Source organism: Hwanghaeella sp. LZ110 (assembly GCF_048892525.1).
GTDB lineage: Bacteria > Pseudomonadota > Alphaproteobacteria > UBA8366 > Aestuariispiraceae > Pacificispira.
This window is the reverse complement of record NZ_JBLZHT010000010.1, coordinates 80451-104267: the sequence shown is the minus strand read 5'-3', so window position 1 is coordinate 104267 and position 23817 is coordinate 80451. Positions and strand designations below refer to the sequence as shown.

Annotated in this window: 24 protein-coding genes; 17 read left to right on the top strand and 7 right to left on the bottom strand. The window is 56.3% G+C overall.

The window, feature by feature from the left end; translation table 11 throughout:
• Positions 1-12: 12 nt before the first annotated feature.
• Both ACOSDM_RS17785 and ACOSDM_RS17780 read right to left on the bottom strand, forming a co-directional pair.
• On the bottom strand, positions 13-849 hold the full coding sequence (locus ACOSDM_RS17785; protein ID WP_420725908.1) for an ABC transporter permease: 837 nt from the start codon (positions 847-849) through the stop codon (positions 13-15).
• Entirely contained in the window at positions 846-1787 is a 942-nt protein-coding gene (locus tag ACOSDM_RS17780) for an ABC transporter permease (protein WP_420725907.1), read from the bottom strand. Before ACOSDM_RS17780 ends, ACOSDM_RS17785 begins: the two co-directional genes overlap by 4 nt.
• A gap of 276 nt (positions 1788-2063) precedes the next feature.
• Here ACOSDM_RS17780 and ACOSDM_RS17775 point away from each other — a divergent pair, with 276 nt between their 5' ends.
• The 4 genes from ACOSDM_RS17775 to ACOSDM_RS17760 all read left to right on the top strand — a co-directional run bounded on the left by ACOSDM_RS17775 (position 2064) and on the right by ACOSDM_RS17760 (position 6183).
• Positions 2064-3281 (top strand): aromatic ring-hydroxylating oxygenase subunit alpha, encoded by a 1218-nt coding sequence (locus ACOSDM_RS17775; protein WP_420725906.1) that lies wholly within the window; start codon positions 2064-2066, stop codon positions 3279-3281.
• 89 nt (positions 3282-3370) lie between these two features.
• Entirely contained in the window at positions 3371-4261 is an 891-nt protein-coding gene (locus ACOSDM_RS17770) for an ABC transporter permease (RefSeq protein WP_420725905.1), read from the top strand.
• Positions 4262-4300: 39 nt separating this feature from the next.
• Complete coding sequence (locus ACOSDM_RS17765) at positions 4301-5101, top strand: ABC transporter permease (protein ID WP_420725904.1); 801 nt, start codon at positions 4301-4303, stop codon at positions 5099-5101.
• Positions 5098-6183 carry an ABC transporter ATP-binding protein gene (locus tag ACOSDM_RS17760; RefSeq protein ID WP_420725903.1) on the top strand — a complete coding sequence of 362 codons (1086 nt, stop codon included), beginning with the start codon at positions 5098-5100 and terminating at the stop codon, positions 6181-6183. Before ACOSDM_RS17765 ends, ACOSDM_RS17760 begins: the two co-directional genes overlap by 4 nt.
• Here ACOSDM_RS17760 and ACOSDM_RS17755 read toward each other — a convergent pair.
• Positions 6180-7124 carry a carotenoid 1,2-hydratase gene (locus ACOSDM_RS17755; RefSeq protein ID WP_420725902.1) on the bottom strand — a complete coding sequence of 315 codons (945 nt, stop codon included), beginning with the start codon at positions 7122-7124 and terminating at the stop codon, positions 6180-6182. The two genes, ACOSDM_RS17760 and ACOSDM_RS17755, sit on opposite strands and share 4 nt — an antisense overlap.
• Positions 7088-8581, bottom strand: coding sequence for a 1-hydroxycarotenoid 3,4-desaturase CrtD (gene crtD, locus ACOSDM_RS17750; RefSeq protein ID WP_420725901.1), 1494 nt, complete (start codon positions 8579-8581; stop codon positions 7088-7090). The genes ACOSDM_RS17755 and crtD overlap by 37 nt, the downstream gene beginning before the upstream one ends.
• A 164-nt stretch (positions 8582-8745) precedes the next feature.
• Between crtD and ACOSDM_RS17745 the strand changes: the two genes are divergently transcribed.
• From ACOSDM_RS17745 to pufC, 12 genes are all read left to right on the top strand, one after another.
• A complete protein-coding gene (locus tag ACOSDM_RS17745; protein WP_420725900.1) occupies positions 8746-9627 on the top strand; it encodes a polyprenyl synthetase family protein in 882 nt (293 codons plus the stop codon).
• A gap of 43 nt (positions 9628-9670) precedes the next feature.
• Positions 9671-10765 carry a methyltransferase gene (locus ACOSDM_RS17740; RefSeq protein ID WP_420725899.1) on the top strand — a complete coding sequence of 365 codons (1095 nt, stop codon included), beginning with the start codon at positions 9671-9673 and terminating at the stop codon, positions 10763-10765.
• A 194-nt stretch (positions 10766-10959) separates the two neighbouring features.
• Positions 10960-11895: a chlorophyll synthesis pathway protein BchC gene (bchC, locus tag ACOSDM_RS17735; RefSeq protein ID WP_420725898.1), complete on the top strand. Its 936-nt coding sequence runs from the start codon at positions 10960-10962 to the stop codon at positions 11893-11895.
• A gap of 5 nt (positions 11896-11900) precedes the next feature.
• Entirely contained in the window at positions 11901-12872 is a 972-nt protein-coding gene (locus tag ACOSDM_RS17730) for a chlorophyllide a reductase iron protein subunit X (protein WP_420725955.1), read from the top strand.
• Between the two features lie 54 nt (positions 12873-12926).
• A complete protein-coding gene (gene bchY / locus ACOSDM_RS17725; protein WP_420725897.1) occupies positions 12927-14516 on the top strand; it encodes a chlorophyllide a reductase subunit Y in 1590 nt (529 codons plus the stop codon).
• Positions 14510-15970 (top strand): chlorophyllide a reductase subunit Z, encoded by a 1461-nt coding sequence (bchZ, locus tag ACOSDM_RS17720; protein ID WP_420725896.1) that lies wholly within the window; start codon positions 14510-14512, stop codon positions 15968-15970. Before bchY ends, bchZ begins: the two co-directional genes overlap by 7 nt.
• 82 nt (positions 15971-16052) lie before the next feature.
• Complete coding sequence (locus ACOSDM_RS17715) at positions 16053-16289, top strand: hypothetical protein (protein ID WP_420725895.1); 237 nt, start codon at positions 16053-16055, stop codon at positions 16287-16289.
• A gap of 172 nt (positions 16290-16461) precedes the next feature.
• Positions 16462-16671, top strand: a complete 210-nt coding sequence (pufB, locus tag ACOSDM_RS17710; protein WP_420725894.1) for a light-harvesting antenna LH1, beta subunit — start codon at positions 16462-16464, stop codon at positions 16669-16671.
• A gap of 12 nt (positions 16672-16683) precedes the next feature.
• Positions 16684-16818, top strand: a complete 135-nt coding sequence (gene pufA / locus ACOSDM_RS17705; protein ID WP_420725893.1) for a light-harvesting antenna LH1, alpha subunit — start codon at positions 16684-16686, stop codon at positions 16816-16818.
• Positions 16819-17001: 183 nt separating this feature from the next.
• On the top strand, positions 17002-17826 hold the full coding sequence (gene pufL / locus ACOSDM_RS17700; protein WP_420725892.1) for a photosynthetic reaction center subunit L: 825 nt from the start codon (positions 17002-17004) through the stop codon (positions 17824-17826).
• 13 nt (positions 17827-17839) lie between these two features.
• Positions 17840-18811 carry a photosynthetic reaction center subunit M gene (gene pufM, locus ACOSDM_RS17695; protein WP_420725891.1) on the top strand — a complete coding sequence of 324 codons (972 nt, stop codon included), beginning with the start codon at positions 17840-17842 and terminating at the stop codon, positions 18809-18811.
• Positions 18811-19833 carry a photosynthetic reaction center cytochrome PufC gene (pufC, locus tag ACOSDM_RS17690; protein ID WP_420725890.1) on the top strand — a complete coding sequence of 341 codons (1023 nt, stop codon included), beginning with the start codon at positions 18811-18813 and terminating at the stop codon, positions 19831-19833. Before pufM ends, pufC begins: the two co-directional genes overlap by 1 nt.
• Before the next feature lie 142 nt (positions 19834-19975).
• Here the strand turns inward: pufC and ACOSDM_RS17685 are convergent, their stop codons facing one another.
• The 3 genes from ACOSDM_RS17685 to ACOSDM_RS17675 form a co-directional block, all read right to left on the bottom strand.
• Entirely contained in the window at positions 19976-21151 is a 1176-nt protein-coding gene (locus tag ACOSDM_RS17685) for an acetyl-CoA C-acetyltransferase (protein WP_420725889.1), read from the bottom strand.
• Positions 21152-21284: 133 nt separating this feature from the next.
• A complete protein-coding gene (locus ACOSDM_RS17680; RefSeq protein WP_420725888.1) occupies positions 21285-22343 on the bottom strand; it encodes an alpha/beta fold hydrolase in 1059 nt (352 codons plus the stop codon).
• A gap of 34 nt (positions 22344-22377) precedes the next feature.
• Positions 22378-23034: a hypothetical protein gene (locus ACOSDM_RS17675; RefSeq protein ID WP_420725887.1), complete on the bottom strand. Its 657-nt coding sequence runs from the start codon at positions 23032-23034 to the stop codon at positions 22378-22380.
• A gap of 146 nt (positions 23035-23180) precedes the next feature.
• Between ACOSDM_RS17675 and phaR the strand changes: the two genes are divergently transcribed.
• The gene (phaR, locus tag ACOSDM_RS17670; RefSeq protein WP_420725886.1) at positions 23181-23795 is read left to right on the top strand and encodes a polyhydroxyalkanoate synthesis repressor PhaR; all 615 of its coding nucleotides are present in this window, start codon (positions 23181-23183) and stop codon (positions 23793-23795) included.
• The last annotated feature ends 22 nt before the right edge of the window (positions 23796-23817 follow it).

Here is a 23817-nt window from a genome sequence, read left to right as displayed (position 1 = left end):
TTCGAAAGGATATTACCCCCGCCCGTGCCCTCTGCCGAGCAGGAGAGAAATCGATACCATCACTACGGAGACGACCAGCATTAATGAAGAGATCGCATTGACCTCTGGCGAAACACCAACCCGGATCAGGCCGAAAATATAGATCGGCAATGTTGTTGATCCGGCGCCGCCCACAAAGAATGTGGTGACGAAATCATCCAGTGAAATGATAAAGGCCAGGACCGCCCCGGACAGAATGCCAGGCATCATCAGGGGCAGGGTCACGCGCCGGAATGTCTGAACCGGGGTTGCATACAGGTCGCTGGCGGCCTCGAACAGGCGCGGATCCAGCCCTTCCAGCCTGGCCCGGATGGGCAGATAGGCAAAGGGGATGCAAAACACCGTATGGGCGATCATGACCGTCATCAGCCCCTGTGTGATCCCAAGGGTGGCGAAAAACAGCAGGGACGCCACGGCGGTCACAATTTCCGGTACGGTCAGCGGCAGGGCGACCAGGGCATTCATGGCCCCTTGCCCCTTGAAACGATCCCGCGCCATTTGCACCGCCGCCAAAGTGGAAAGCGACGTTGCCCCTAAAGAAGCGACGCAAGCGATCAGAAGGGAATTGCCAGCCGCTCGCAGCATATCTTCGTTCTGCAGGGCAACCCTGTACCAATCCAGCGAAAATCCGGTCCAGATGGTTACCAGTTCATTCTCATTAAATGACAAGGCGATCAGGACCGCGATGGGCAGATAGACATAGGCGAAGAAGACACAGGCCATAAAGGCCAGACCAGGCCAATGATTGGCGTCCCCTGCTTTGCGGCGTCCGGGCAATAACGTTCCAAGCGTGCCGGTGACAAGGCTCATAAACTGATCCCCTGTTTTGATTTTCCGGACTTCAGCGCGTATAGGGTCATCGCCAATAGCACCATTGCCAAAAGGCCAAAGCCCAGCGCCGCCCCAAAGGGCCAGTTTCGCGCCGCCCCGAATTGCAGGCCGATCAGATTGCCGATCATCATGGTTTTACCGCCGCCCAGCAATTCCGGGGTCACATAGGATCCCAGACAGGGCACAAAGACCAGGATAGACCCAGCAATGATACCGGGCATCGCGGCGGGCAGAATGATCTTGCGCAGGGTTTGAAGTCTGGTTGCGTAAAGATCAAAGGAGGCTTCCACCAGGCGCAGATCCAATTTCTCCAGGCTGGAATAGATTGGCAGCACCATAAAGGGCAGGAAGGAATAGGTCAGGCCAACTGAGACGGCGAAGCTGTTATGCAACAGGGGCAGGGGCTCGTTTATGATCCCGATGCCCAGTAAGGCCGAATTGATTGTGCCATGATCCCGCAGCAGCAGGATCCAGGCATAATTGCGCACCAGCAGATTTGTCCAGAAGGGCACCGTCACCAAAAAGACCAGGGCAGGACGCCAGCTTTTCGGTCGCGTTGCCATGAACATAGCGGTCGGGAACCCCACCAGCAGCGACAGTGCCGTCGTGATGGCCGCCAGCCACATGGACCGCCAGATGATCAGCAGATAATCGAAATTCAGCGACAGGGTGTCGTCCAGGTTCCGCTCAAAGATGAAGCGCATATAGGCTTCCATTGAGTAACTATTCCAAACGACACTGCCGGAATAGTCGCGGGTCTGGATGGAAATCCAGGCCATCAGCAGCAAGGGCGCGACCATAAATATTGTAATCGCCCCGGCAGCCGGGCCAATCAACAGCAGTCTTTGTCGTCTCAGGTTTCGCTTTCGGCTGTCAAGACCTGCCACGGGGACAGCAGTCGAATCGATATTCGTCACGGAGGCTCCAGTTCGTTGTGCGAACCAATGTGGTCACCGATTTAAATCTTGTGGCACCATCACGCAAAATGCCCAGGCAGCCAACTTGTTTATCAGTGTGGTGACCCCATCCGTTACTCCATTTAGCTTAACGCATGACATTCATATTCATCAAACATTTTTTTGAATAACCACTCAAATGAACCGTGTATCGAGATTTTGGGTGACAAATTCCGCAATCTGAGTTAATTTAAATGAGTGCTCAGAAAAATATAGATGAAAGTAAGGCGATCCGTTATGAATACCATCGTTAAACCGTCCGCTGAAGCTATGGGAGCCCCGAAAGAATGGGACCGCAGTGGCCTGCCGGCCTGGACTTATGGCAGTGATGAGCTGACAGAGGTGGAAAAGGACGCCTTGTTCCGGCGCCATTGGCAGATTGCCTGTCACATATCGGATGTTCCTAATCCGGGTGACTATATCTCCTTCGATATGTGCGGAGAGCGCGCCCTGGTGATGCGCGACAAAGAGGGTGAGGTTCGGGCCTTTCATAACCTGTGTCGTCATCGTGGTGCGCGCGTTCTGGCCGGGGATCGGGGCGAATGCCCGCACGTGATCACCTGCCCGTTTCATGGCTGGAGCTATAATCTGGATGGCACGCTGCGCAGTCCGGCGGTTCCATCCAGCCTGCCAAAGCTGGATCCTGTCGAACATGGTCTAAAGCCAATTGAGATGGAAATCTGGCATGGTTTTGTCTTTTTGCGATTCCTGCCGGGCGATCAGCCCTCTGTCGCGACAATTTTTGCGCGGCATGAAGAAGAGGTCGCGCAATACAAGATGGCAACCATGGTGCCTGCTGCTGATACGTTCTGGCAGCATGAAATGGCGGTGAACTGGAAGTCGGTGCGGGATGTCGATAATGAAGGCTATCATGTCGCCAAGGCGCATCCGGGTTTGCAGGAATTATACGGCAGCAACTATCTTGATGAGCCGTTAAACAATGGTACTAGCCGGTCATTCGGGCAATTCAGTGACCATCCGGGTCGAAGCTGGAGTGTGCGCAATTACAAAAATATCCTGCCGGTGATGGAAAATCTGAATCCAGACAGTCAGAAGGCATGGCTGTATCTGGGGATTTTCCCGAATGTTGTGATCGGGTTCTATCCGACCAGTGTGATCTTCTATCAGGAATATCCGATTTCCGCGCGGCGCACGGTCCAGCGTGGCGCAACCTATCGATATGCGGATGAAACGCGGGAAATGCGCCTGTCGCGCTATCTGGCGGAACGCATTGACCGGGATACCCAGGATGAGGATACGCAATTGATCGAGTGGTCCTGCGAGGCAACCGAATCCAGCGCCTATGATGGAATTATTTTGTCAGACCGGGAATACAATGTACGCTGTTATCATGACGCTTTTCGCGCCGCGGTTCCGGTTATGTGCTTGCCACAGGAACCAGAACCAAACACGATGGCAAAAATAAATGCGTCAATGGGGTCGAAACAGGGATAATCCATAGTCGAGTTGGTCCATATCAGGGGGAAGCGAGTGGAGCGACATAAATATTGGTACCGTTGTATTGTGACATCAGGTGATTGCCGGTGAGCGTGTCTAACGCCAGCGGATTATCGATGTTCTTTCGGCGTGAAGGGGTTCGTGGCTTTGCCTTGATGAGCCCGTCCTTTATCTTTGCCCTGCTGTTGCTGGCGGTCCCGATCGGGGTGATCATCACATTCAGCTTCTGGACCCAGACTTATCTGGATATTGATACCACCCTGACATTACAGAATTATCGCGAAGTCTTTGAAAAGCCGATTTACGGGGTTTTGTTGCAACGATCGCTGATCGTGGCCGGGTCGGTGACATTCCTGACGGTTATTCTGGCCTATCCGCTGGCATATTACGTTGCCTTCCATGTTCACCAGCGCAAGGCATTGTGGATATTCCTGATCACAATCCCCTTCTGGACCAGCTATCTGCTGCGTATCTTCGCCTGGAAACTGATCCTGGGCTATAATGGTGTGGTCAATACCAGCCTGATGGAGATTGGCTTAATCAATGAGCCACTTGATTTCATCCTCTATAATATGAATGCCGTGATCCTGACGCTGTCCCATGCCTGGATGCCGTTTGCCATTTTGCCGATTTATGTCTCTCTTCAAAAGATCGACCGCAGCTATCTTGAGGCCGCGACCGATCTGGGGGATGGACCGATCCGTCGTTTTCTGCGGGTGACATTGCCCCTGTCACTGCCGGGCGTGCTAGCCGCCATGGTTGTTGTGTTCATCCCGACCATTGGGGATTACGTGACGCCAAAACTGGTTGGTGGCACGGATGGTTTGATGATTGCCAATATGATTCAGGTTCAGTTCGGAAAGGCCAATAACTGGCCCCTTGGGGCGGCTTTGGCGGTGACAACCATGGTGACCGTGACGCTGGTCGCGACGGGCTTCGTCTTTTTCGCGAAATGGCTTGGCGGGAGGGCGCGATGATACGCACCGCAATCATGACCATTGGGCAGGGAGGGTGTCATGCGTTTTAAATTTCTGACGCTTTATGCGGTCGCCTTCATGCTTTTTCTCTATCTGCCGGTTCTGTTCCTGCCTTTGTTTTCATTCAATGACAGCACAATCGTCGCCTTTCCGTTGAAAGGCTTCACGCTGCAATGGTACGAAAACCTGCTGTCTGAAACGACCATGCATCAGGCGTTTTTCAACAGTATGCAGGTTGGCTGGTCGACTGCGGTTATCTCAACATTGCTGGGCATATGCGCCGCACGCGCCGTGACGCGCTATAATTTCTTTGCCAAGAAATCGATCACCGCCTTTGTCATGCTGCCGCTGGTTCTGCCAGAGATCATCGTGGCCATTTCATTGTTGGTGGTGATCCTGTGGCTGGGTTTTAACCTATCGCTGATCAGCGTCACCCTGGGTCATATCTTAATGACGGTGCCGTTCTCCACGGCGGTCTTGATTTCCAGTTTTGAAGGCTTTGATGAAAGTCTGGAGGAAGCCTCGATGGATCTGGGGGAGGGGCCATTTATGACCTTTCTGCGGGTCACACTGCCGATGGTCGCGCCGGGGATCATATCCAGCCTGTTGATCACCTTCACCATTTCCCTGGATGAATTCATCGTCGCGTTCTTTCTGACAGGAACAGAACCGACCTTACCGATTTACATCTGGGGACAGCTCAGATTCATCGCCAAACTCCCCAATGTTGTCGCCTTGGGCAGCATCCTGTTGTTCTCGTCTTTTGTGCTGCTGTGCATCGCTGAATTGGTGCGGCGGCGTGCGCAACGACGCACTGGTATAGAAGGAAGCATCTTATGAGTGGTCGACCGATTATCCAGATCGATCAGGTCTGGCGTCGTTTTGGCGATGTGGCGGCATTGGATGGCGTCAGCGTTGATATCAAAAGCGGGGAATTCTTCTCTCTTTTGGGACCATCAGGCTGTGGCAAGACAACGTTGCTGCGCCTGATCGCCGGGTTCGATGATCCGACTGAAGGCAAGATCTTGATCGACGGCCAGCCTATGATGGGGGTGCCCGCCAATCGACGCCCAACCAATATGGTGTTCCAGTCTTATGCCGTGTTCCCACATTTGACCGTGGCGCAGAATGTCGCCTATGGATTGCGGAAACAGCGCATAAGTTCCAGTGATCGTGACCGTCAGGTTGAAGAGTCCCTGAAGCAGGTTGGACTGGGCGGGCTGGGTCATCGTCGGTCTACAGAATTGTCCGGTGGTCAGCGCCAGCGGGTCGCCTTGGCTCGCGCCCTGATCATGCGCCCTAAGGTACTGCTGCTGGACGAACCACTCTCTGCGCTGGATAAAAAGCTGCGGGAGCATATGCAGGTCGAATTGCGCCAGTTACAGCGTCAGGTCGGAATCACCTTTATTCTGGTGACCCATGATCAGGAAGAGGCCCTGACCATGTCGGACCGGATTGCGGTGATGTTTGGCGGCAAGATCAGTCAATGCGACACGCCCGAAAACATCTATCAGAATCCGATCAGTTCTTCGGTCGCGAAATTCATTGGTGGGATGAATATTATCGACGCCTCTGTCGTCGATCAGACGGAAGAGGCTGTGACGGTCGATGCCGCCATTTTTGGCAAGGTCACGATCAAAAACCCCTATCATCTGCGCTTTGATTCCGAATTTGCAGTCGGGGTACGCCCTGAACGCCTGACCCTGCTGTTTGATGCAGGCGATACAGAAGAACGCGAATTGCAGGGTGAAATCAGACAGGCGGCCTATTTTGGCGATATGACCTATTATGATGTCGCATTGCCAGGCCGGGATGCGCCAGTGACGGTATCGATGCGCAATGCTATCGGTCGCCCCATCCTGTCTGAAGGCAATCCGGTGCGTATTGGATGGGCGCCGGAATCTCTGGTTCCTTTGGCCTAGTTTGCGCGTCTTGGCATTCGGAAGGGCAATAAAACCTGTACCCAACGCTGGTTGAAGCGATCCAGGTTCAGGCTTTCATGAACGCCGGTTGCGACCTCCCCCTCGAGCCCCATTTGAATCGCGGAGCGCGCATAGAATGGCGTATCTTCCAGGGTTTTTAAAAGCTTAACACGGCTGGACGCATCGCTGCGGGTGATCCGCGCGACCTGCCAGTTTATATTGGGTAATCGTATTCTGGGCGGTGCATCAATTGCGGCACTACCCCCTTTGGCAAAAAATCGGTGGGCGATGGTGCACCGGGTCTGATCCCGTTGGGTCAGGTCATAGTAAACCACGGCATCCCCATTGGGCAGTTCCGCCCGAGACCAATCCCAACCCTGAAAATCATCCTCCAGCGGGGCACTGCCCCTGTTGCTGTCCATATAGCCGGACCCTGCCCAAGTCAGGTCGGGATGTGTCATTTCCACTTCTATCCGGGCACAGGGGGCGATCGGTCCCCAATGATGTTGACCGTTGCTGTGCAGGGTAAAGTCCCGATCATTCAGCACTATGGGTGTGATTCTGATTGTGCCCCGAATGCGTCTGGGGAAGGGAACTGCGATTTCATTCACGTCGACAATGGCCGTGCCGTTCTCCCAGCGCAGGGAACTGGGGCCGATTTTTAGATGTGTGGGGCCGCGATCCAGGGCGCTCGCCCCCCGCTCGGTCATCGCCCAGCGGGATCCGGGACGGCCATACAATGCGACATTCATGGCACAGTGATTTTCCGCAGGCACCGGTCCCTTTTCTCTGGCCCAGGCATAATATGGCGAAAACACACTGCCGATCAGGGCGATGATGGTTATGCCGTGGCGGCCATCGTCGCTGAGTCCGTCCAGATACCACCAGGCATAGCCATTGGACCCTATCTTGATGTCCAGCCTTGGTCCGCCATCAGGCAATCGGCCGCCATCTGTCCCGACAGGCTGGCTGTTGGTATCCCCGATCCTGGATGCACGCTGCCCCCCGCCAGATACAGGCCCGGTATCTTTGTCTTGGGTCCGGGTCTGGCAAAGAAACTGCCCCAGCCGTGGGATGCCTGACCATACAGCGCCCCCCCGGTCGCCGGGAACAGGTGGTTGAAATCCGTTGGCGTGGTGACCTGTCGCGCGTCCGACGGCGCTGACAGGGTCAGGCCACAGCGCGCCAAAAGGGTCTGCATCATCTCGGCGCATCGCTCGATCTCCGCTGGTGAATAGATGTGGGTATCGCCGTTGGCCGGCGCATTGATCAGAAAGAACAGGCGTTCTCGATCTGTTGGGGCGGGATCGACGTCGTCGCGATCCTGGGCGCAGATATAGGTGGTCGGGCTTCCCGGCATGGTGCCCTGCTGAAAAATAGCCTCAAATTCCGCACGGTAATCATCTGAAAAGAACACGGTGTGTCGATGCAGGGGAAAGCCTTCGACTTTTGCCAGGGTCGAAAAGGTCATCGCGGACAGTGATCGTATGGCTGGCTTGGCGCCGGTGGATTTCAGGGCCCCTCCAAAAAGGCCTGCTGCCGGGGCGGCGGCATCTGAATTCAGGATCACCGCGCGGGCCGTCACCGTCTTGCCCGTGGACAGGGTGACGTTGAAAGTGCGGTTTTTCTCTATCGATATCGAATCAACATGGGCACGAAACGAAATTGATCCTCCCAGATCCCGGATTAAACCGGTAAGGGCAGTGGCCAGTTTGTGCATCCCGCCCTTGATATACCAGACGCCTTCCTGTTCCACATGGGCAACCAGGCTAAGATTGGGCGGGCAATGAAATGGGGATGATCCGTAATATGTGGCATAGCGCCCAAACAATTGGTGCAGCCGCGCATCCTTGAAATATTTTCCCAACGCATCCCACATCGATTTATGGGGTTGGGTGCGAAACAGTGCCATCGCGCCCGCCGGGCCGGTTGTTTTCGCCATGGCTGCCAGACTGGTATCTTTCGCCCGCATGAAGGGCAGGCCGACATGACGGTAGATATCGGCTGCATCGGCCAGAAATGCGCGAAACCGTCTGGCTTCTGCGGCACCGGCAAAACCCCCAATCGCATCAATCGCCTGTTGGCGGTCCGCATGCAGGTCAAATCGACTGCCATCGCTCCAGCCATGGCGGGCCAGAATTGTCGCCTTTTGTAGGGTGATTAAATCATCCAGGGATTTGCCCGTGTTGGCCAGCAACTGGTCAAAGACCCAGCGCATGGTGAACACCGTGGGGCCCGCATCAATTCTTTGGCCCTCCACGTCGATCTCACGCATTTTCCCGCCGGGTTCTGATTCTTTTTCCAGGACAATCACTTCGACGCCCCGTGCCAGCAATGCGATGGCCGCGCTGAGTCCCGCGATCCCTGCGCCAACAATGATGACCGGGTTGGCGGCCATACTATTTTCCTTTGTCGTTGATTATTTACACAAATGATGTCTATCATAGTTGACACTTATCGGGAAGGCTTTGCTGCCACAGTGGTTAAGGAGCCCCGAAACGATCACAAATACCCGTCCCGTTTATGCGAGGTATCGGGAGATAGTTGGTGGGGAGCGTAGGCATGGACATCGCACAGCGAATTGAACGCAGCATTGAACAGACGATTTCCCGGGCACGCGCGCCGGGCTCGCCCCCAAAATTGGGTCAGGCAATGCAGTATGCAGTATTTCCAGGTGGGGCACGCATCCGGCCGAAACTCTGTCTTTCCGTGGCGCTGACCTGTGGGGACGATAATCCTGCAATGGCAGACGCTGCGGCAACCGCAATTGAACTGCTGCATTGTGCATCGCTGGTGCATGATGATCTGCCCTGTTTTGACGATGCTGAAATGCGCCGTGGTAAACCATCCGTTCACCGTGCCCACGGGGAACCAGTGGCCGTGCTGGCAGGCGATGCGTTGATCATCCTGGCCTTTGAAATCCTGGCACGCCGCATTCCCGATAATCCGGAACGCGCAGCGACCCTGTTGCGCATCATTACAGGCGCGGTTGGTATGCCTTTTGGCATTACCGCAGGCCAGGCCTGGGAGTCGGAAGACGGCGCGATCCTGGCGGATTATCAACGGGCAAAAACAGGCTCTTTGTTTGCGGCGGCTACGGCGGCCGGGGGCGCGGCGGCCGGCGCGGATGCGTCACTGTGGCAAACATTGGGGGAGCGTCTGGGCGAGGCCTATCAGGTCGCCGACGACATTGCCGATGTGATTGGCGATCCAGATCTGTTGGGCAAACCAACGGGACAGGATGCAACTTTTGGGCGGCCCAATGCGGTTGCGGCCCATGGGATGGACGGCGCTGCGAAACGCCTGACAACCCTGATCGTTGAAGCAATTGACTCGATCCCCCCATCGCCTGGGCAGGCGGTGTTGAGGCAACAGATTTTGCAAGAGTCCCGTCGCTTTATGCCCAAGGGAATGGCCATCGAAATTCCGGTCAGCGCGCTTTAGATCAAGATCACCCTGTTCTGAAAGAGGGTAGATTTGAATATTCATGGCACTCCCAGAAATCATTGACCGACTGGTCGCTAGCCCCAAGTTTCGCCGTTTTTCAGCAGGGTTTTTGCCGTTCCGACCATTGGCGCGGCACCGTTCCAAGGTGTTGTTTGATCTGATGGCAGGATTTGTTCACAGCCAGATATTGCTGGCCTGTGTTCGGCTTGATTTGCCAAGTCTTTTGCTGGAGCGCCCGCGTCGTCTTTCCGAGCTGATGGGCCATACAGGCTTGTCAGAAGAGGCCATGACCCGATTGTTGAAGGCCGCGATTTCCCTGGGGCTTGTAAGGCGACGGCGCGGGGATCTGTATGGATTGGGGCCGGTCGGACAAGACGTTGCCAATAATGCCGCAGCGCTTGCGATGATTGAACATCATGTCGCCTTCTATGCCGATATGCGCGATCCCATTGCGTTGTTGAAACGGGAAGTTCCTGAAACCGCATTGGCGGCCTATTGGCCTTATGTGGGGGATCGGGACGGAGTGACGGAGTCCGTTGCGTCTGATTACAGCACATTGATGGCCCAGTCCCAGGAAGGTGTCGCCGAAGAGGTGCTGGATGATTATTCCGTCAAGGGGCGTCGTCACATTCTCGATATAGGTGGTGGTGATGGAACATTTTTGTCTGCTGTTGCCCGTCGCGTCTCTCTTGATACCAAACTGACCCTGTTTGATCTGCCCCAGGTTGCTCAGGCTGCGCGGCACCGTCTGACGACAGCGGGGCTGGCGGACCGCATTGAAACGGTGGGGGGCGATTTTCTTGAAACCCCTCTGCCGGGGGATGCTGATTTGATTACGCTGATCCGGGTGCTGTTTGACCATCCTGATCGGATCGTGGCCCCGTTGCTGAAGGCAATACGCGCGGCAATCGCACCCGATGGGGCGCTGTTGATTGCCGAACCCGTATCAGAAACGCCCGGCGGTGAGCGAATCGCAGATGCCTATTTCAGCTTCTATCTGCTGGCCATGGGGGAGGGGCAGGTTCGCACCAAAGCGCATCATACAGACCTGCTAAAGAACGCGGGATTTTCCAAAGTTCGGTTGGTTTCCTGCCGGATGCCGCATTTGGTGCGTTTGATTGAAGCGCGACCCTGAGGGCGTTCGGATTTATCTGTCAGTATAATTTGACAACAAAAGTGTAAATTATAGTTGACATTTTGCAGTGTAAATTTACAGTGAAGGGCGCTGGAAAAGGTCCGGCAAAAAATAACAGAAGGCGGGAACGCCTCACAAAATCCGAAACAGCCTGAAATGGCGGGGCCGCAAAATGCGGTAGGGGACGAATGGGAATGGAAACGCAAGCGATCATATTCGAAAAGCCGGAGGCCCTAGCGGTCCGCGCTGTCGAATTGAAAGCGCCAGCGGAAGATGACCTGATCATTGATGTCGCCTGGAGTGGCGTTAGCACCGGAACTGAGCGTCTGTTATGGACAGGCCGTATGCCGCAATTTCCTGGAATGGGATATCCATTGGTGCCCGGCTATGAAGCAGTGGGGCGGATATCGCGGTCTGCGCGGGATTGCAGCCTGCGTGAAGGTGACTTTGTTTTCGTACCGGGTGCCTCTTGTTTTGGAGAGGTTCGCGGTCTCTTTGGCGGTTCTGCTCGACGATTGGTCGTCCCGGCGCGCCGCGCTGTTGCCATTGATGACAGTCTTCAGGAACGGGGCGTTCTGCTGGCCTTGGCGGCCACGGCCTATCATGCCGTAGCAGGATATACGCTGCCGGATTTGATTGTCGGGCACGGTGTTCTGGGTCGTTTATTGGCACGGATCACGATTGCGCTGGGCGGAGACGCCCCCGTTGTTTGGGAAACGAATTCAGATCGTGTCGCCGGGGCCATGGGTTATAGCGTCACAAATTCCCAAGACGACACCAATCGCAGCTATCGCGCGATCTATGATGTCAGCGGGTCCCACGATCTGCTGGACAGTTTGATTTCACGCCTAAGCCCTGGCGGAGAAGTCGTGCTGGCTGGATTCTATGACGTCTCTCTTAGTTTCAAATTTGTTCCGGCCTTCCTGCGAGAGGCCCGGATGCGCGTCGCGGCGGAATGGAAAGACCCTGATCTGCGCGCCGTCAAAGGGTTGATCGAGTCCGGTGACCTATCACTGGACGGGTTAATCACCCATCGCAAAACGCCGGATGTGGCAGCGGATGCTTATCACACCGCTTTCACGGATCCGACTTGCCTCAAAATGATCCTGGATTGGAGCACGCCTCAATGAGCACGATGACTGAAGACCTGCGCAAAGAAGCGGCACAAGGTCCGGATCCGGTTCAAACCGGCCCTGTGACCAAAGAAACACAGATCATTGCGATCTATGGAAAAGGGGGGATCGGTAAGTCCTTCACCCTGTCCAATCTCAGCTACATGATGGCACAGCAGGGTAAGAAGGTTCTTCTGATCGGCTGTGATCCGAAATCTGATACGACCTCGCTGTTATTCGGTGGCAAAAGCTGCCCGACGATCCTGGAAACATCTTCCCGCAAAAAGGAAGCCGGTGAAGAAGTTGAAATCGGTGATGTCTGCTTCGTTCGCGACGGTGTTTATGCCATGGAACTGGGCGGCCCGGAAGTCGGGCGCGGCTGCGGGGGGCGCGGCATCATCCACGGCTTTGAATTACTGGAGAAACTGGGCTTCCACGATTGGGAATTCGATTACGTCCTGCTGGACTTTTTGGGCGACGTTGTCTGTGGCGGGTTCGGCCTGCCGATTGCCCGTGACATGTGCCAGAAGGTAATCGTGGTCGGATCGAACGATCTGCAAAGCCTGTATGTCGCCAACAATGTCTGCTCTGCAGTGGAATATTTCCGCAAGCTGGGCGGCAATGTCGGGGTCGCCGGGATGGTCATCAACAAGGATGATGGCACCGGTGAGGCCCAGGCCTTCGCAGATGTGGTCGGCATTCCGGTTCTGGCGGCAATCCCTGCCAATGAGGACATCCGCCGCAAAAGCGCGAATTACGAAATTGTCGGCATTCCCGGTGGGGAATGGGCGCCGCTGTTTGCGGAGCTTGCGATCAATGTTGCAGAGGCCCAGCCAATGCACCCGAAAGCCCTGGATCAGGATGGGTTGTTGGGCCTGTTCACCAGCAAGGAAACCGGCGGCGATTACACGCTGATCCCGGCGAAGATGGAAGATATGTGCAGCTCATCCAAGCTGGCAAAAGACAGTTTGGAAGTGGTTTACGACACGGTTTGAGGCGTTTTGTCAGACTGAATGGTTTGTGACGACACAGGATTGGATATAGTTGGTATGCCCTATGATGCCCCAGACAAAACACTGACCAGCGACATCGAAAGCGCTGCTTCCAGTGTTGATTTGTCGAAGACTCCGGTCAATCCGACCGGTGCCGACGGGCAGGGCTGTCACAGCGGTGCTGCGCAGATGCGTGCAGCGGCAGAGGCAGCGGGCAAGTCTGAAATCCTGGACCAATACGCCGCTGATTATCCGGTTGGTCCCCATGATAAGCCTCAGGGCATGTGCCCGGCCTTTGGGTCCTTGCGGGTCGGTCTGCGGATGCGGCGCACGGCAACAATCCTGTCTGGATCGGCCTGCTGCGTTTATGGGCTGACCTTTACCAGTCACTTCTATGGCGCGCGCCGCTCGGTTGGTTATGTGCCGTTCAATTCGGAAACACTGGTCACCGGCAAACTGTATGAAGACATCCGCGATGCGGTGCATGAAATCGCCGATCCGGAACGCTATGACGCGGTGATCGTCACCAATCTGTGTGTCCCGACCGCGTCTGGCATTCCGTTGCAGATGCTGCCCAAGGAAATCAACGGTGTGCGCATCGTTGGTATCGATGTGCCGGGCTTTGGTGTTCCCACGCATGCTGAGGCGAAAGATGTCCTGGCCGGTGCGATGCTGAAATATGCCCGCACAGAGGTTGAGGCTGGTCCGGTTCAAGCCCCCGTCGGTGGCGTCAGCGATAAGCCGACGATCACGCTGTTGGGCGAAATGTTCCCGGCCGACCCGGTGGGAATCGGCATGATGCTGGCCCCGATGGGCCTGGCTGCTGGTCCTGTGGTCCCGACCCGCGAATGGCGTGAGCTTTATTCCGCCCTGGACTGTGCAGCGGTTGCCGCAATCCATCCTTTCTATACCGCATCCTGCCGCGAATTCACGGCAGCCGGTCGCCCGATTGTCGGGTCTGCGCCCATTGGTCATGACGGCACGGCGATGTGGCTGGACAGCATCGGGGAAGCCTGTGGCATTGCCAAAGACAAGGTCGCGGCCTCCAAAAATGCTTTCCTGCCAGCGATTGCGGAGGCATTGAGTGGCGCACAGATCAAAGGGCGCGTGACTCTGTCTGGCTATGAGGGCTCCGAATTAATCGTCGCGCGTTTGCTGATCGAAAGCGGAGCGGAAGTGCCCTATGTCGGCACAGCCTGCCCCAAAACAAAATGGTCCGACCCGGATCGCGACTGGCTGGAATCCCATGGTGTTCAGGTCAATTACCGCGCCTCTTTGGAAGAAGATCTGGCGGCAGTGCGGGAATTCACCCCGGACCTGGCCATCGGGACGACGCCGGTGGTTCAGAAGGCCAAAGAGCTGGGCATTCCCGGTCTCTACTTCACCAATCTGATTTCCGCGCGCCCGCTGATGGGGCCTGCCGGGGCTGGGCAATTGGGCCAGATCGTCAATGCGGCGATCGCCAATAAGGGCCGCTTCGACAAGATGAAAGAATTCTTCGAAGGCGTCGGCACGGGCGACCATGCGGGCATCTGGGAAGACGTTCCGGAAGACAAGCCTGATTTCCGCCTGCGCAACGCCAAGGCACGGGAACGCGCCACTGCCGCGCGCTCTGCTGATAAAGTGGAAGGAGCGGTCGGATGCTAGTCCAGGATCATGATCGCGCCGGCGGCTATTGGGGATCGGTTTATGTCTTCACCGCGATCAAGGGATTACAGGTCATCATTGATGGACCTGTGGGCTGTGAGAATCTGCCGGTAACGTCCGTCCTGCATTACACAGATGGCCTGCCCCCGCATGAACTGCCCATCGTCGTCACCGGCCTGGGTGAAGAGGAATTGGGTCAGACCGGCACGGAAGAGGCGATGAAACGCGCCCATGCCGCGCTGGATCCTGATCTGCCTGCCGTGGTTGTCACAGGGTCTATCGCGGAGATGATCGGTGGCGGCGTGACCCCAGAAGGGACCGGCATCCGTCGCTTCCTGCCGCGCACCATCGACGAAGACCAATGGCAGAGCGCGGATCGCGCGCTGTATTGGCTGTGGACCGAATATGGTGCCAAAAAGGGTGGCAAGCTGCCCAAGGCGAAGAAGCGCGCTGCGGATGCAAAACCCCGCGTGAACATTATCGGGCCCGCCTATGGCATGTTCAATATGCCCTCTGACCTCGCGGAAATCCGCCGTTTGGTCGAAGGCATTGGGGCTGAAATCAATATGGTCTTCCCCTTGGGCAGCCATCTATCGGATGTTGGCCGCTTGGTTGATGCGGATGTGAATATCTGCCTGTATCGCGAATTCGGGCGGCTGTTGTGCGAAGGTTTGGAAAAGCCCTATCTGCAAGCGCCCATTGGCCTGGACAGCACAACGAAATTCCTGCGTAAGCTGGGAGAGTTACTGTCGCTGGATCCTGAGCCCTTTATTGAGCGGGAAAAGCACACGACCATCAAACCGCTATGGGATCTGTGGCGGTCGGTTACGCAGGATTTCTTTGGCACGGCCAGCTTTGGCATCGTCGCACCAGAAACCTATTCCCGTGGCATCCGCAACTTCCTGGAAAATGATCTGGGCCTGCCCTGTCACTTCGCAGTATCCCGGCTGGCGGGTAAGAAAACCGACAACAATGCCGTGCGCAAGCTGGTTCAGGAAAAGACCCCCATGGTGGTTTTCGGCAGTTTTAACGAGCGCATGTATATGGCCGAAGTGAACAGCCGCGCGACCTTTGTCCCGGCCAGCTTCCCCGGCACCTTCATTCGGCGCCATACCGGATCCCCCTATATGGGCTATTCCGGTGCAACCTATCTGGTGCAGGAAATCTGCAACGCCCTGTTCGACACCTTGTTCCACATCATCCCTCTTGGATCGCAATTGGATATGGCGGAATCGACGCCAACCCGCCTGCGCCGTGACATGCCCTGGGATGAAGACGCCCGTGTGGCGCTGGACAAGGCGGTTGAGATGTATCCGGTGATCAGTCGAATTTCAGCAGCAAAGTCTCTGCGTGATCGCGCAGAAGCAACAGCGCAGCAGGCGGATCGCAATACGGTCTCGATAGACGATTTGGTACGTGCCCGCACCCAGTTGATGAGTGGGCGGGCGGCTTAGGTCAGCGTTTGGAAGTTTACCGCCGCGGCGAATGGGCTGCGGCAAGACGGTCCCTCGGGGCCGATTTTGGAAGGGACTAAAAATGGCAATCGGTCTTGAAGACGCAAGTTTCGTCCCAGCGCGCGATGCGCAGCGGGAAAGACTGGAATACAAGCTTCTCTATTCCATCGGGTTCACGGCATTTCTGGGGGCAGGGATCATCGCCCGCCTTTTGCCCTGGCGCTGGCAGATGTTCGGCGGCCAAGGCCAGGTCCGATCGGTTTTTGAGGAAGCACGAATTCGCGCGAACGGGACGGTTCCCTTCGCTTTCATGCGCTAGGCCACGGCTTGTAAGCGCAGCGACCGGGTTCACTCCTCGAATTCTGATCCGGGTTACCGGACAGAGGCTGGGGGTGGAGCGTCGGTGTCGAAGTAAAATTCGGCATCGATAGTACCTCGCCACGTAGGCAACGTGGTAACGGCCTTCGGGCCTAAGTAAGGGAGGTTTTGATATGGCAAATTCCATGTCTGGCCTGTCAGAACAGGAAGCTCAAGAGTTCCACAAATACTACATGCAGGGGTTCTTCCTCTTCGTGGCAGTGGCTGTGGTTGCTCACATCCTGGTCTGGGCATGGCGCCCCTGGTTACAAGGTGACGGCATGGCGTCCGTTTCTGACGGGCTGCATACCGCGGCATTAACCCTAACTTCCGTTATCGGATAGGAGGAGAGACCAATGTGGCGCATTTGGCTGCTTTTCGATCCCCGCCGCGTAATGGTTGCGCAAGGGGTTTTCCTGTTCGCCTTGGCTGCGATGATTCACTTCGTCCTGCTGAGCACCGAACGCTTCAACTGGCTGATGAACCCGTAAGGGCAATTCAGCTGGGGCACCGCCTGCCCCGGACGCGGTCGAGCTATCGACCCCGTTCGGGCGGCGGGGCACCGACTTGGATCAACGGGCGGGGCAACTCCCGCAGGTCTTACCCAAAGGGTCATTGGCCCGCCCGCTGAACCGACCAACACTAATCGTGGCAACGGCCCGGAGGATTGAGCGATGTCTATGCTCAACTTTGAAAAAAAATATCGCGTCCGCGGTGGAACCCTGATCGGCGGAGACTTGTTCGATTTCTGGGTCGGACCCTTTTACGTCGGCTTCTTCGGCGTGACGACGGCGTTCTTCGCCGGGCTGGGCACCGTTCTTATACTGTACGGGGCTTCTCAGGGAGGAACCTGGAACCCATGGCAAATTAACATTGCACCGCCAGACCTGTCTTATGGTCTGGGTTTCGCGCCATTGATGGAGGGCGGGCTATGGCAGATCGTGACGATCTGTGCCATCGGGTCCTTTATCTCCTGGGCGTTACGAGAGGTCGAGATTTGCAGAAAGCTTGGGATTGGGCTCCACGTTCCAATCGCCTTCGCATTTGCTATCGGAGCCTATATCACACTTGTTGTGGTCCGGCCGCTGTTGCTTGGCGCCTGGGGACATGGTTTCCCCTATGGTATCCTAAGCCACCTCGACTGGGTATCTAACGTTGGGTATCAGTACCTGCACTTCCACTACAATCCAGCCCATATGATCGCGGTTTCGTTCTTCTTTACAACGGCATTGGCGCTTGCCCTGCACGGCGCGCTGATCCTGTCATCGGTCAATCCGAAGGAAGGCGAAACAGTACGCACGGCGGAGCATGAAAACTCCTTCTTCCGCGACAGCATCGGCTATTCGATTGGAACCTTGGGCATTCACCGCCTCGGCCTGTTTCTGGCTTTGGCGGCGGTCTTCTTCAGCGCGGTCTGTATTGTCATCAGCGGCCCGCTTTGGACACGGGGCTGGCCTGAATGGTGGAACTGGTGGCTGAGCCTGCCGTTCTGGTCTTGAGGAGGGACGAACCATGGTTGAGTATCAAAACATCTTCACGCGCATTCAGGTCCATGGAGCACCGGATCTGGGCGTAGAGGCGGGAGACAGCCCCCTGTGGCGTGGCAAAACAACGGGCAAGAGCACGTTGATGGGCCGCATCGGGGACGCACAGATCGGTCCCTTCTATCTCGGCTTTACCGGGGTGGCTGCTTTGGCAGCGGGTCTGACCTCTTTCATGATTATCGGGTTTAACATGCTGGCCTCGGTCAACTGGGATCCAATAGAATTCATACGCCAGCTTTTCTGGCTGGGGTTGGAGCCGCCTGCGCCAGAATACGGTCTGTCGATTCCGCCCCTGGCGGAAGGCGGATGGTGGCTGATGGCCGGGTTCTTCCTGACCCTGTCTGTGATGTTATGGTGGGTGCGGGTCTATACACGGGCCAGGGCCCATGGGATGGGTACGCATGTCGCTTGGGCCTTTGCGTCTGCGATCTGGTTGTTCCTTGTTCTGGGGTTCATACGACCCTTGCTGATGGGCAGCTGGAGTGAGGCGGTACCCTTTGGCATCTTCCCGCATCTGGACTGGACGGCGGCCTTCTCGCTGCGATACGGCAACCTGTTCTACAATCCGTTCCATATGCTCTCCATTGCCTTCCTGTATGGGTCGGCACTGTTGTTTGCCATGCACGGGGCGACCATCCTGGCCGTGACCCGCTATGGCGGTGATCGGGAAATCGAACAGATCGTGGATCGGGGTACGGCCTCTGAACGCGCCGCCTTGTTCTGGCGCTGGACGATGGGCTTCAACGCTTCGATGGAAAGTATTCACCGCTGGGCATGGTGGTTTGCCGTCCTTACCACATTGGTAGGCGGTATCGGCATACTGCTGACCGGGACCGTGGTTGATAACTGGTACCTGTGGGCTGTGAAGCACGGGGTTGCACCAGCTTATCCACCGGTCTGGGATCCCGCTGCCGTTGACCCACAGATGGGAGGCAACTGATGAAAGCGCTCATTCCAATCGTACTGATCGTTGCTGCATTGCTTGGTGTTCAGCTTATCGTCAGCTTCGAACGTCCCCCCATCGATACCGTTCAGCAAGGGTTTCGCGGAACCGGTATGGAAGAAGGTGTCAATCCGCGTACCGAGGCAAAACTGGTAGAAGCCAATCAAGCGCCGGACTCTTATGGCCCAACGGAGCCAGGCGGGCCCAAAGCCTCAGAAATCTATCAGAATGTTGAGGTTCTGGGCGATCTGACGGAAGATGAGTTCACGGCTTTGATGATCTCCATCACCGCCTGGGTCTCGCCGGATCAAAGCTGCGCCTATTGTCACAATGTTGAGAATATGGCTTCGGAAGAAGTCTATGCCAAGCAGGTGGCGCGGCGCATGCTGCAAATGACCAAGACCATCAATAGCCAATGGAAGGATCACGTCGCTGACACGGGCGTGAACTGTTACACCTGTCACCGGGGCAATCCGGTCCCTCAGCAGGCCTGGTTCCTGGAAAGTGGACCCGCCGAGTCTGCGGGTGGCTTTAATGCCAAACGTCAGGGCCAGAATGTAGCGACGGAACGGGCAGGTTATACATCCCTTCCTTATACAGCCCTGGAGCAGTTATTGGTCGAAGATGGTAACATCCGGGTACAAAGTGCCAGTGCCTTGCCGATCGCCGGACAGCCCGGCGTTGGCCTGCAAGCCACTGAAAGCACTTATTCGTTGATGATGCATATGTCTGACTCTTTGGGTCAGAACTGTACATTCTGTCACAATACCCGCGCCCTTGGGAACTGGGAGCAAAGCAACCCGGTCCGGACCAAGGCCTGGTATGGAATTCGCATGGCGCGTGACATTAACAATACCTTTGTCATGCCCTTGCAGCCCTTGTTGCCGGAGGCTCATCTGGGCCCACAAGGCGACATTGGCAAGGTTTCCTGCAATACCTGCCACCAGGGTGTAAGCAAACCCCTATATGGTGCGCCGATGCTGACAGATCATCCCACACTTGGCGTGGCCTCCGACTGAGAGCCTGAAGGAGGCCAGGCACCATCGCTGAGTGAAATTGGGGGAGATAGCGCTGCTGTCTCCCCCCTTTTTTGAGATGCTAAAAAGAAAAGGCCCCGCTGGATATCCGACGGGGCCTTTGCTGTTGTATCTGTCTTTCGACTTATTCGCGCTCTACACACATCGCAATGCCCATGCCACCGCCGATGCACAGGGTTGCCAGGCCCTTTTTGGCGTCGCGCTTGACCATTTCATGCAGCAGCGTGACAAACACGCGGTTGCCGGACGCCCCGACCGGGTGGCCCAGGGCGATGGCCCCCCCATTCACGTTTACCTTGGACGTATCCCAGCCCATGTCTTTGTTCACGGCCAGGGCCTGTGCGGCAAAGGCCTCATTGGCTTCGATCAGGTCCAGGTCGTCGGCAGACCAGCCAGCCTTTTCCAGTGCTTTACGAGAGGAGGGAATGGGGCCAGTCCCCATAATTGCAGGATCAACCCCCGCCGTCGCCCAGGAGGCGATCCGCGCCAGGGGAGTAAGCCCGCGCTTGGCGGCTTCGGCGGCGGTCATCAGGACGACGCTGGAAGCCCCATCATTAATGCCCGATGCATTCCCGGCCGTGACGGTCCCTTCCTTATCAAAAGCCGGGCGCAGCTTACCCAGGCTTTCAATCGTGGTGCCGTGCTTGGGGTATTCATCATCGGAAACGACGACTTCACCTTTCCGGGTTTTGATCGTGACGGGCACGATTTCATCCTTGAAGCGGCCGGCCTTCTGAGCGTCTTCAGCCTTGTTCTGAGAGGCAACGGCAAACTGATCCTGCTCCTCGCGGGTCAATTGCCATTGGCGGGCGACATTCTCCGCCGTATTGCCCATGTGATAGCCGTTAAAGGCGCACCACAGGCCGTCCTTGATCATCGTATCCGTGAAGCTCAGGTCGCCCATTTTCTGGCCGTTGCGCAGATGCGCGGCATGGGGGGCCTGGCTCATGCTTTCCTGACCACCGGCGACGACGATAGTCGCATCACCGGCCAGGATGGACTGCATGCCCAGCGCCACGGTGCGCAAGCCAGAACCACAAAGCTGGTTCATCTGATACGCCGTTTTATCATAGGGGATGCCCGCCTCTACAGCAGCCTGTCGGGCCGGGTTCTGACCGGTACCGGCGATCAGGATCTGGCCCATGATCACTTCATCAACTTCTTCCGGGGCCACGCCAGCGCGGCTTAATGCCTCCTTAATGGCCACCGCGCCCAGATGCGAGGCAGAAACCCCGCTTAGCGCGCCATTAAATGACCCGACCGGGGTCCGTGCGGCACTGACGATTACGATATCTGTCATAGGGGTGCTCCTCCAATAAAGTCTGTTTCGCGATCATGATGCGATGGAATGGATCTTCGCCTTTTTCATCGCGCGTGTTTTGTGCAACGCACAATACTCCTGTGTGCTGCAATGGATCAAGGGATGCGTTTCACTATAGTGGCATCGACCCTTCCGGGTCCGACAAAAACTCTAGCACGGGGTCCCATACTGCTGCTCGTGCGTTGCGCGCTGTCATCATACCAATGTGGCCGACTGGCGGCGTCAGTTCAAGGCACCGTGGTAACGTCGCTGCCAAAGCACGGGCAGATGCGGGGGGGACGATTCTGTCAGCCGCGGGAATCAGGGCCAGGGTGGGTTTAGACCATTGTGATGGGTCGCAAGGCAATCCATCGACGCGCCATGTGCCCTGTGCGGTGGCGTTTCTTCCATACCATCCGGCGATACAGTCGCGCGCAACGGGCGCCGCCAGGGCCACGCCATCATTCAGCCAGTCTTCCAGGGCGACAAAGGACCGGGCCGCGGTGCTGTTTGTGTCGTGATGGGCGAAGGTTATGAATTTACGAACAGCCAGCATTGGGTCTAATCCGGCGAACAAGGCTTGCAACACATCGACGGCCAGTTCACCTGATTGTGTCATGCCGGGTTCCAATCCTGGTAGCAAGGCCGCCAGTGCTTTGGCCTGATCCGGCCGTTCGGCGTGAAAATCCCAGGGTGTCGCCATCAGGATCAAGGCATCGACACGGTCCTGAATGCCAAGCGAAGCGGCAAGCGCCAAAATTCCCCCCATGCAATATCCGATCGCGGCAATTGGGGTGCCGCATTGCGCCGCACAGGCATCAATCGCACGGCGTGTTCTGGCGATGTAATCCCCCAGATCGAATGTCTGTTCTATTGCCCCCGGCGCATTCCAATCCAACAGAAAGACGGAATGACCAGCCTGCGCCAAATGACGTGCGAAACTGTGGTCCTGTTGCAGGTCCATAATATAGGCGCGATTGACCAGGGACGGGATCAACAATACGGGACGGTTGTTTTTAGATTCTGTGCGAAAACGCCTATAGTCCAGCAATTGGCTGGTGCCTTCCCGCCACAGAATATCAGGTTCTGAAGCCGATCGGTGATAGGGATGATGGCGATAGGCATTTATGCCCTTCAACATCGCGCCCAATCGTTGGCGCGCTTCAGCTTCTACGGCCTGAGTGAAAAGCACATCAATGCTCGGCTCTTGCCGCAGTGCCTCAGCGTCAGCGTGCTGGCTTTTTCGCGTGGATTTTTTTTGCGGCTGATTTTCTGGCGGTGGCTTTTTTTGATTTGGCTTTTTTTGAGGGTGCGGGGCCAGGGCTTCCAGCCGCCCCATCAGTTCCCGCGCGCGCAGCTTCAGATCGGGACTCCAGACGATTGATTCGCCCTTCAAGGTCAGCGAAGCGGCGATCAAGCTCATGTAATAGGCGTTCGCTGCCATCAGATGGATGGGCAGTGGGCGCGGCCCCAGCCTTTGGTGCGGTTTGGTCTTTATCGCCATTTTTTTCCGTTCCCCCACTGGCCTGCATACCAGTTGTACCCTTGGCTGTATTGGATTGCGGTGGCGTCCAGGCACTCAGCGCGGTGGTCATCGCATCCTGCATGGCGGCATTCATAGCGCCCCATGCCTGGGTCAGTCCCCCTTGATCGGGCGTCTTTGGCGGGGTGCCGCCCATCATCGCCAGGCCTTGCTGCCACAGCTTCATTGTTTCGGTCATGCCCGCTGCCAGGGAAGGATCGGCCGCCATGGCGGAAAGTTGTTCCTGCCACAGATCGGCAAAGTCCCGGGCCAGATCTGCGATTTCCGGCAGGGCATCCGGGGCTGGCGTTTCGGCCTGTTTCGACCCCTGACCCTGATTGGTGTTTTTGTGTGTTGTCATCGTGCCAACACTATAGGGATTACAGGCCGGAACGAAAACACTGTTGCGCCTATTGCGCTGCAGCGCTGACAGGTGCACACTTTCTAGGCATATTATTGAAGCGCGTTGGGTTGGCCATATGCGCATTATTGGTAAGGTTGGTGATGATGAGCCAGGAAAAGCAGGAAAGCGGTAAATCGTCTCGTGGGTCGGAAGGGGATCCGATCACGATTAAGAAATACGCCAATCGACGCCTTTATAACACTGCGACCAGCAGCTATGTTACGCTGGATCATCTTTCCCAGATGGTGCGGGAGGGTGTGGATTTCGCCGTGTTTGATGCGAAATCCGGCGAAGATATCACGCGCTCTGTCCTGACACAGATTATTGTGGAAGAAGAAGGCAAGACCGGTCAGAACCTGCTGCCGATCAGCTTTCTGCGCAGTTTGATTGGCTATTATGGGGACAATATGCACCGCATGATGCTGCCGCAATATCTTGACCTGTCGATCCGCTCTTTCTCAGAAAACCAGGAAAAGATGCGCGACTATATGCAGGGAACCTTCGGCACTGTCTTCCCTTTTGGCCCGCTGGAAGAGATGGGCAAAAAGAATATGGAAATGTTTGAACGCACGATGCAGATGTTTTCCCCCTTCCCGACGGGAGAGTCGCCGCCGGACAGCAAAGGATCATCATCCCAAGGCGGCGCGGAAAAAGTTTCAGAATTAGAGGAACAATTGGCTGAAATGCAGAAAAAACTGCAGGCTTTGCGTAAGGGCTGATACAACACCCGCTGCAGAATCG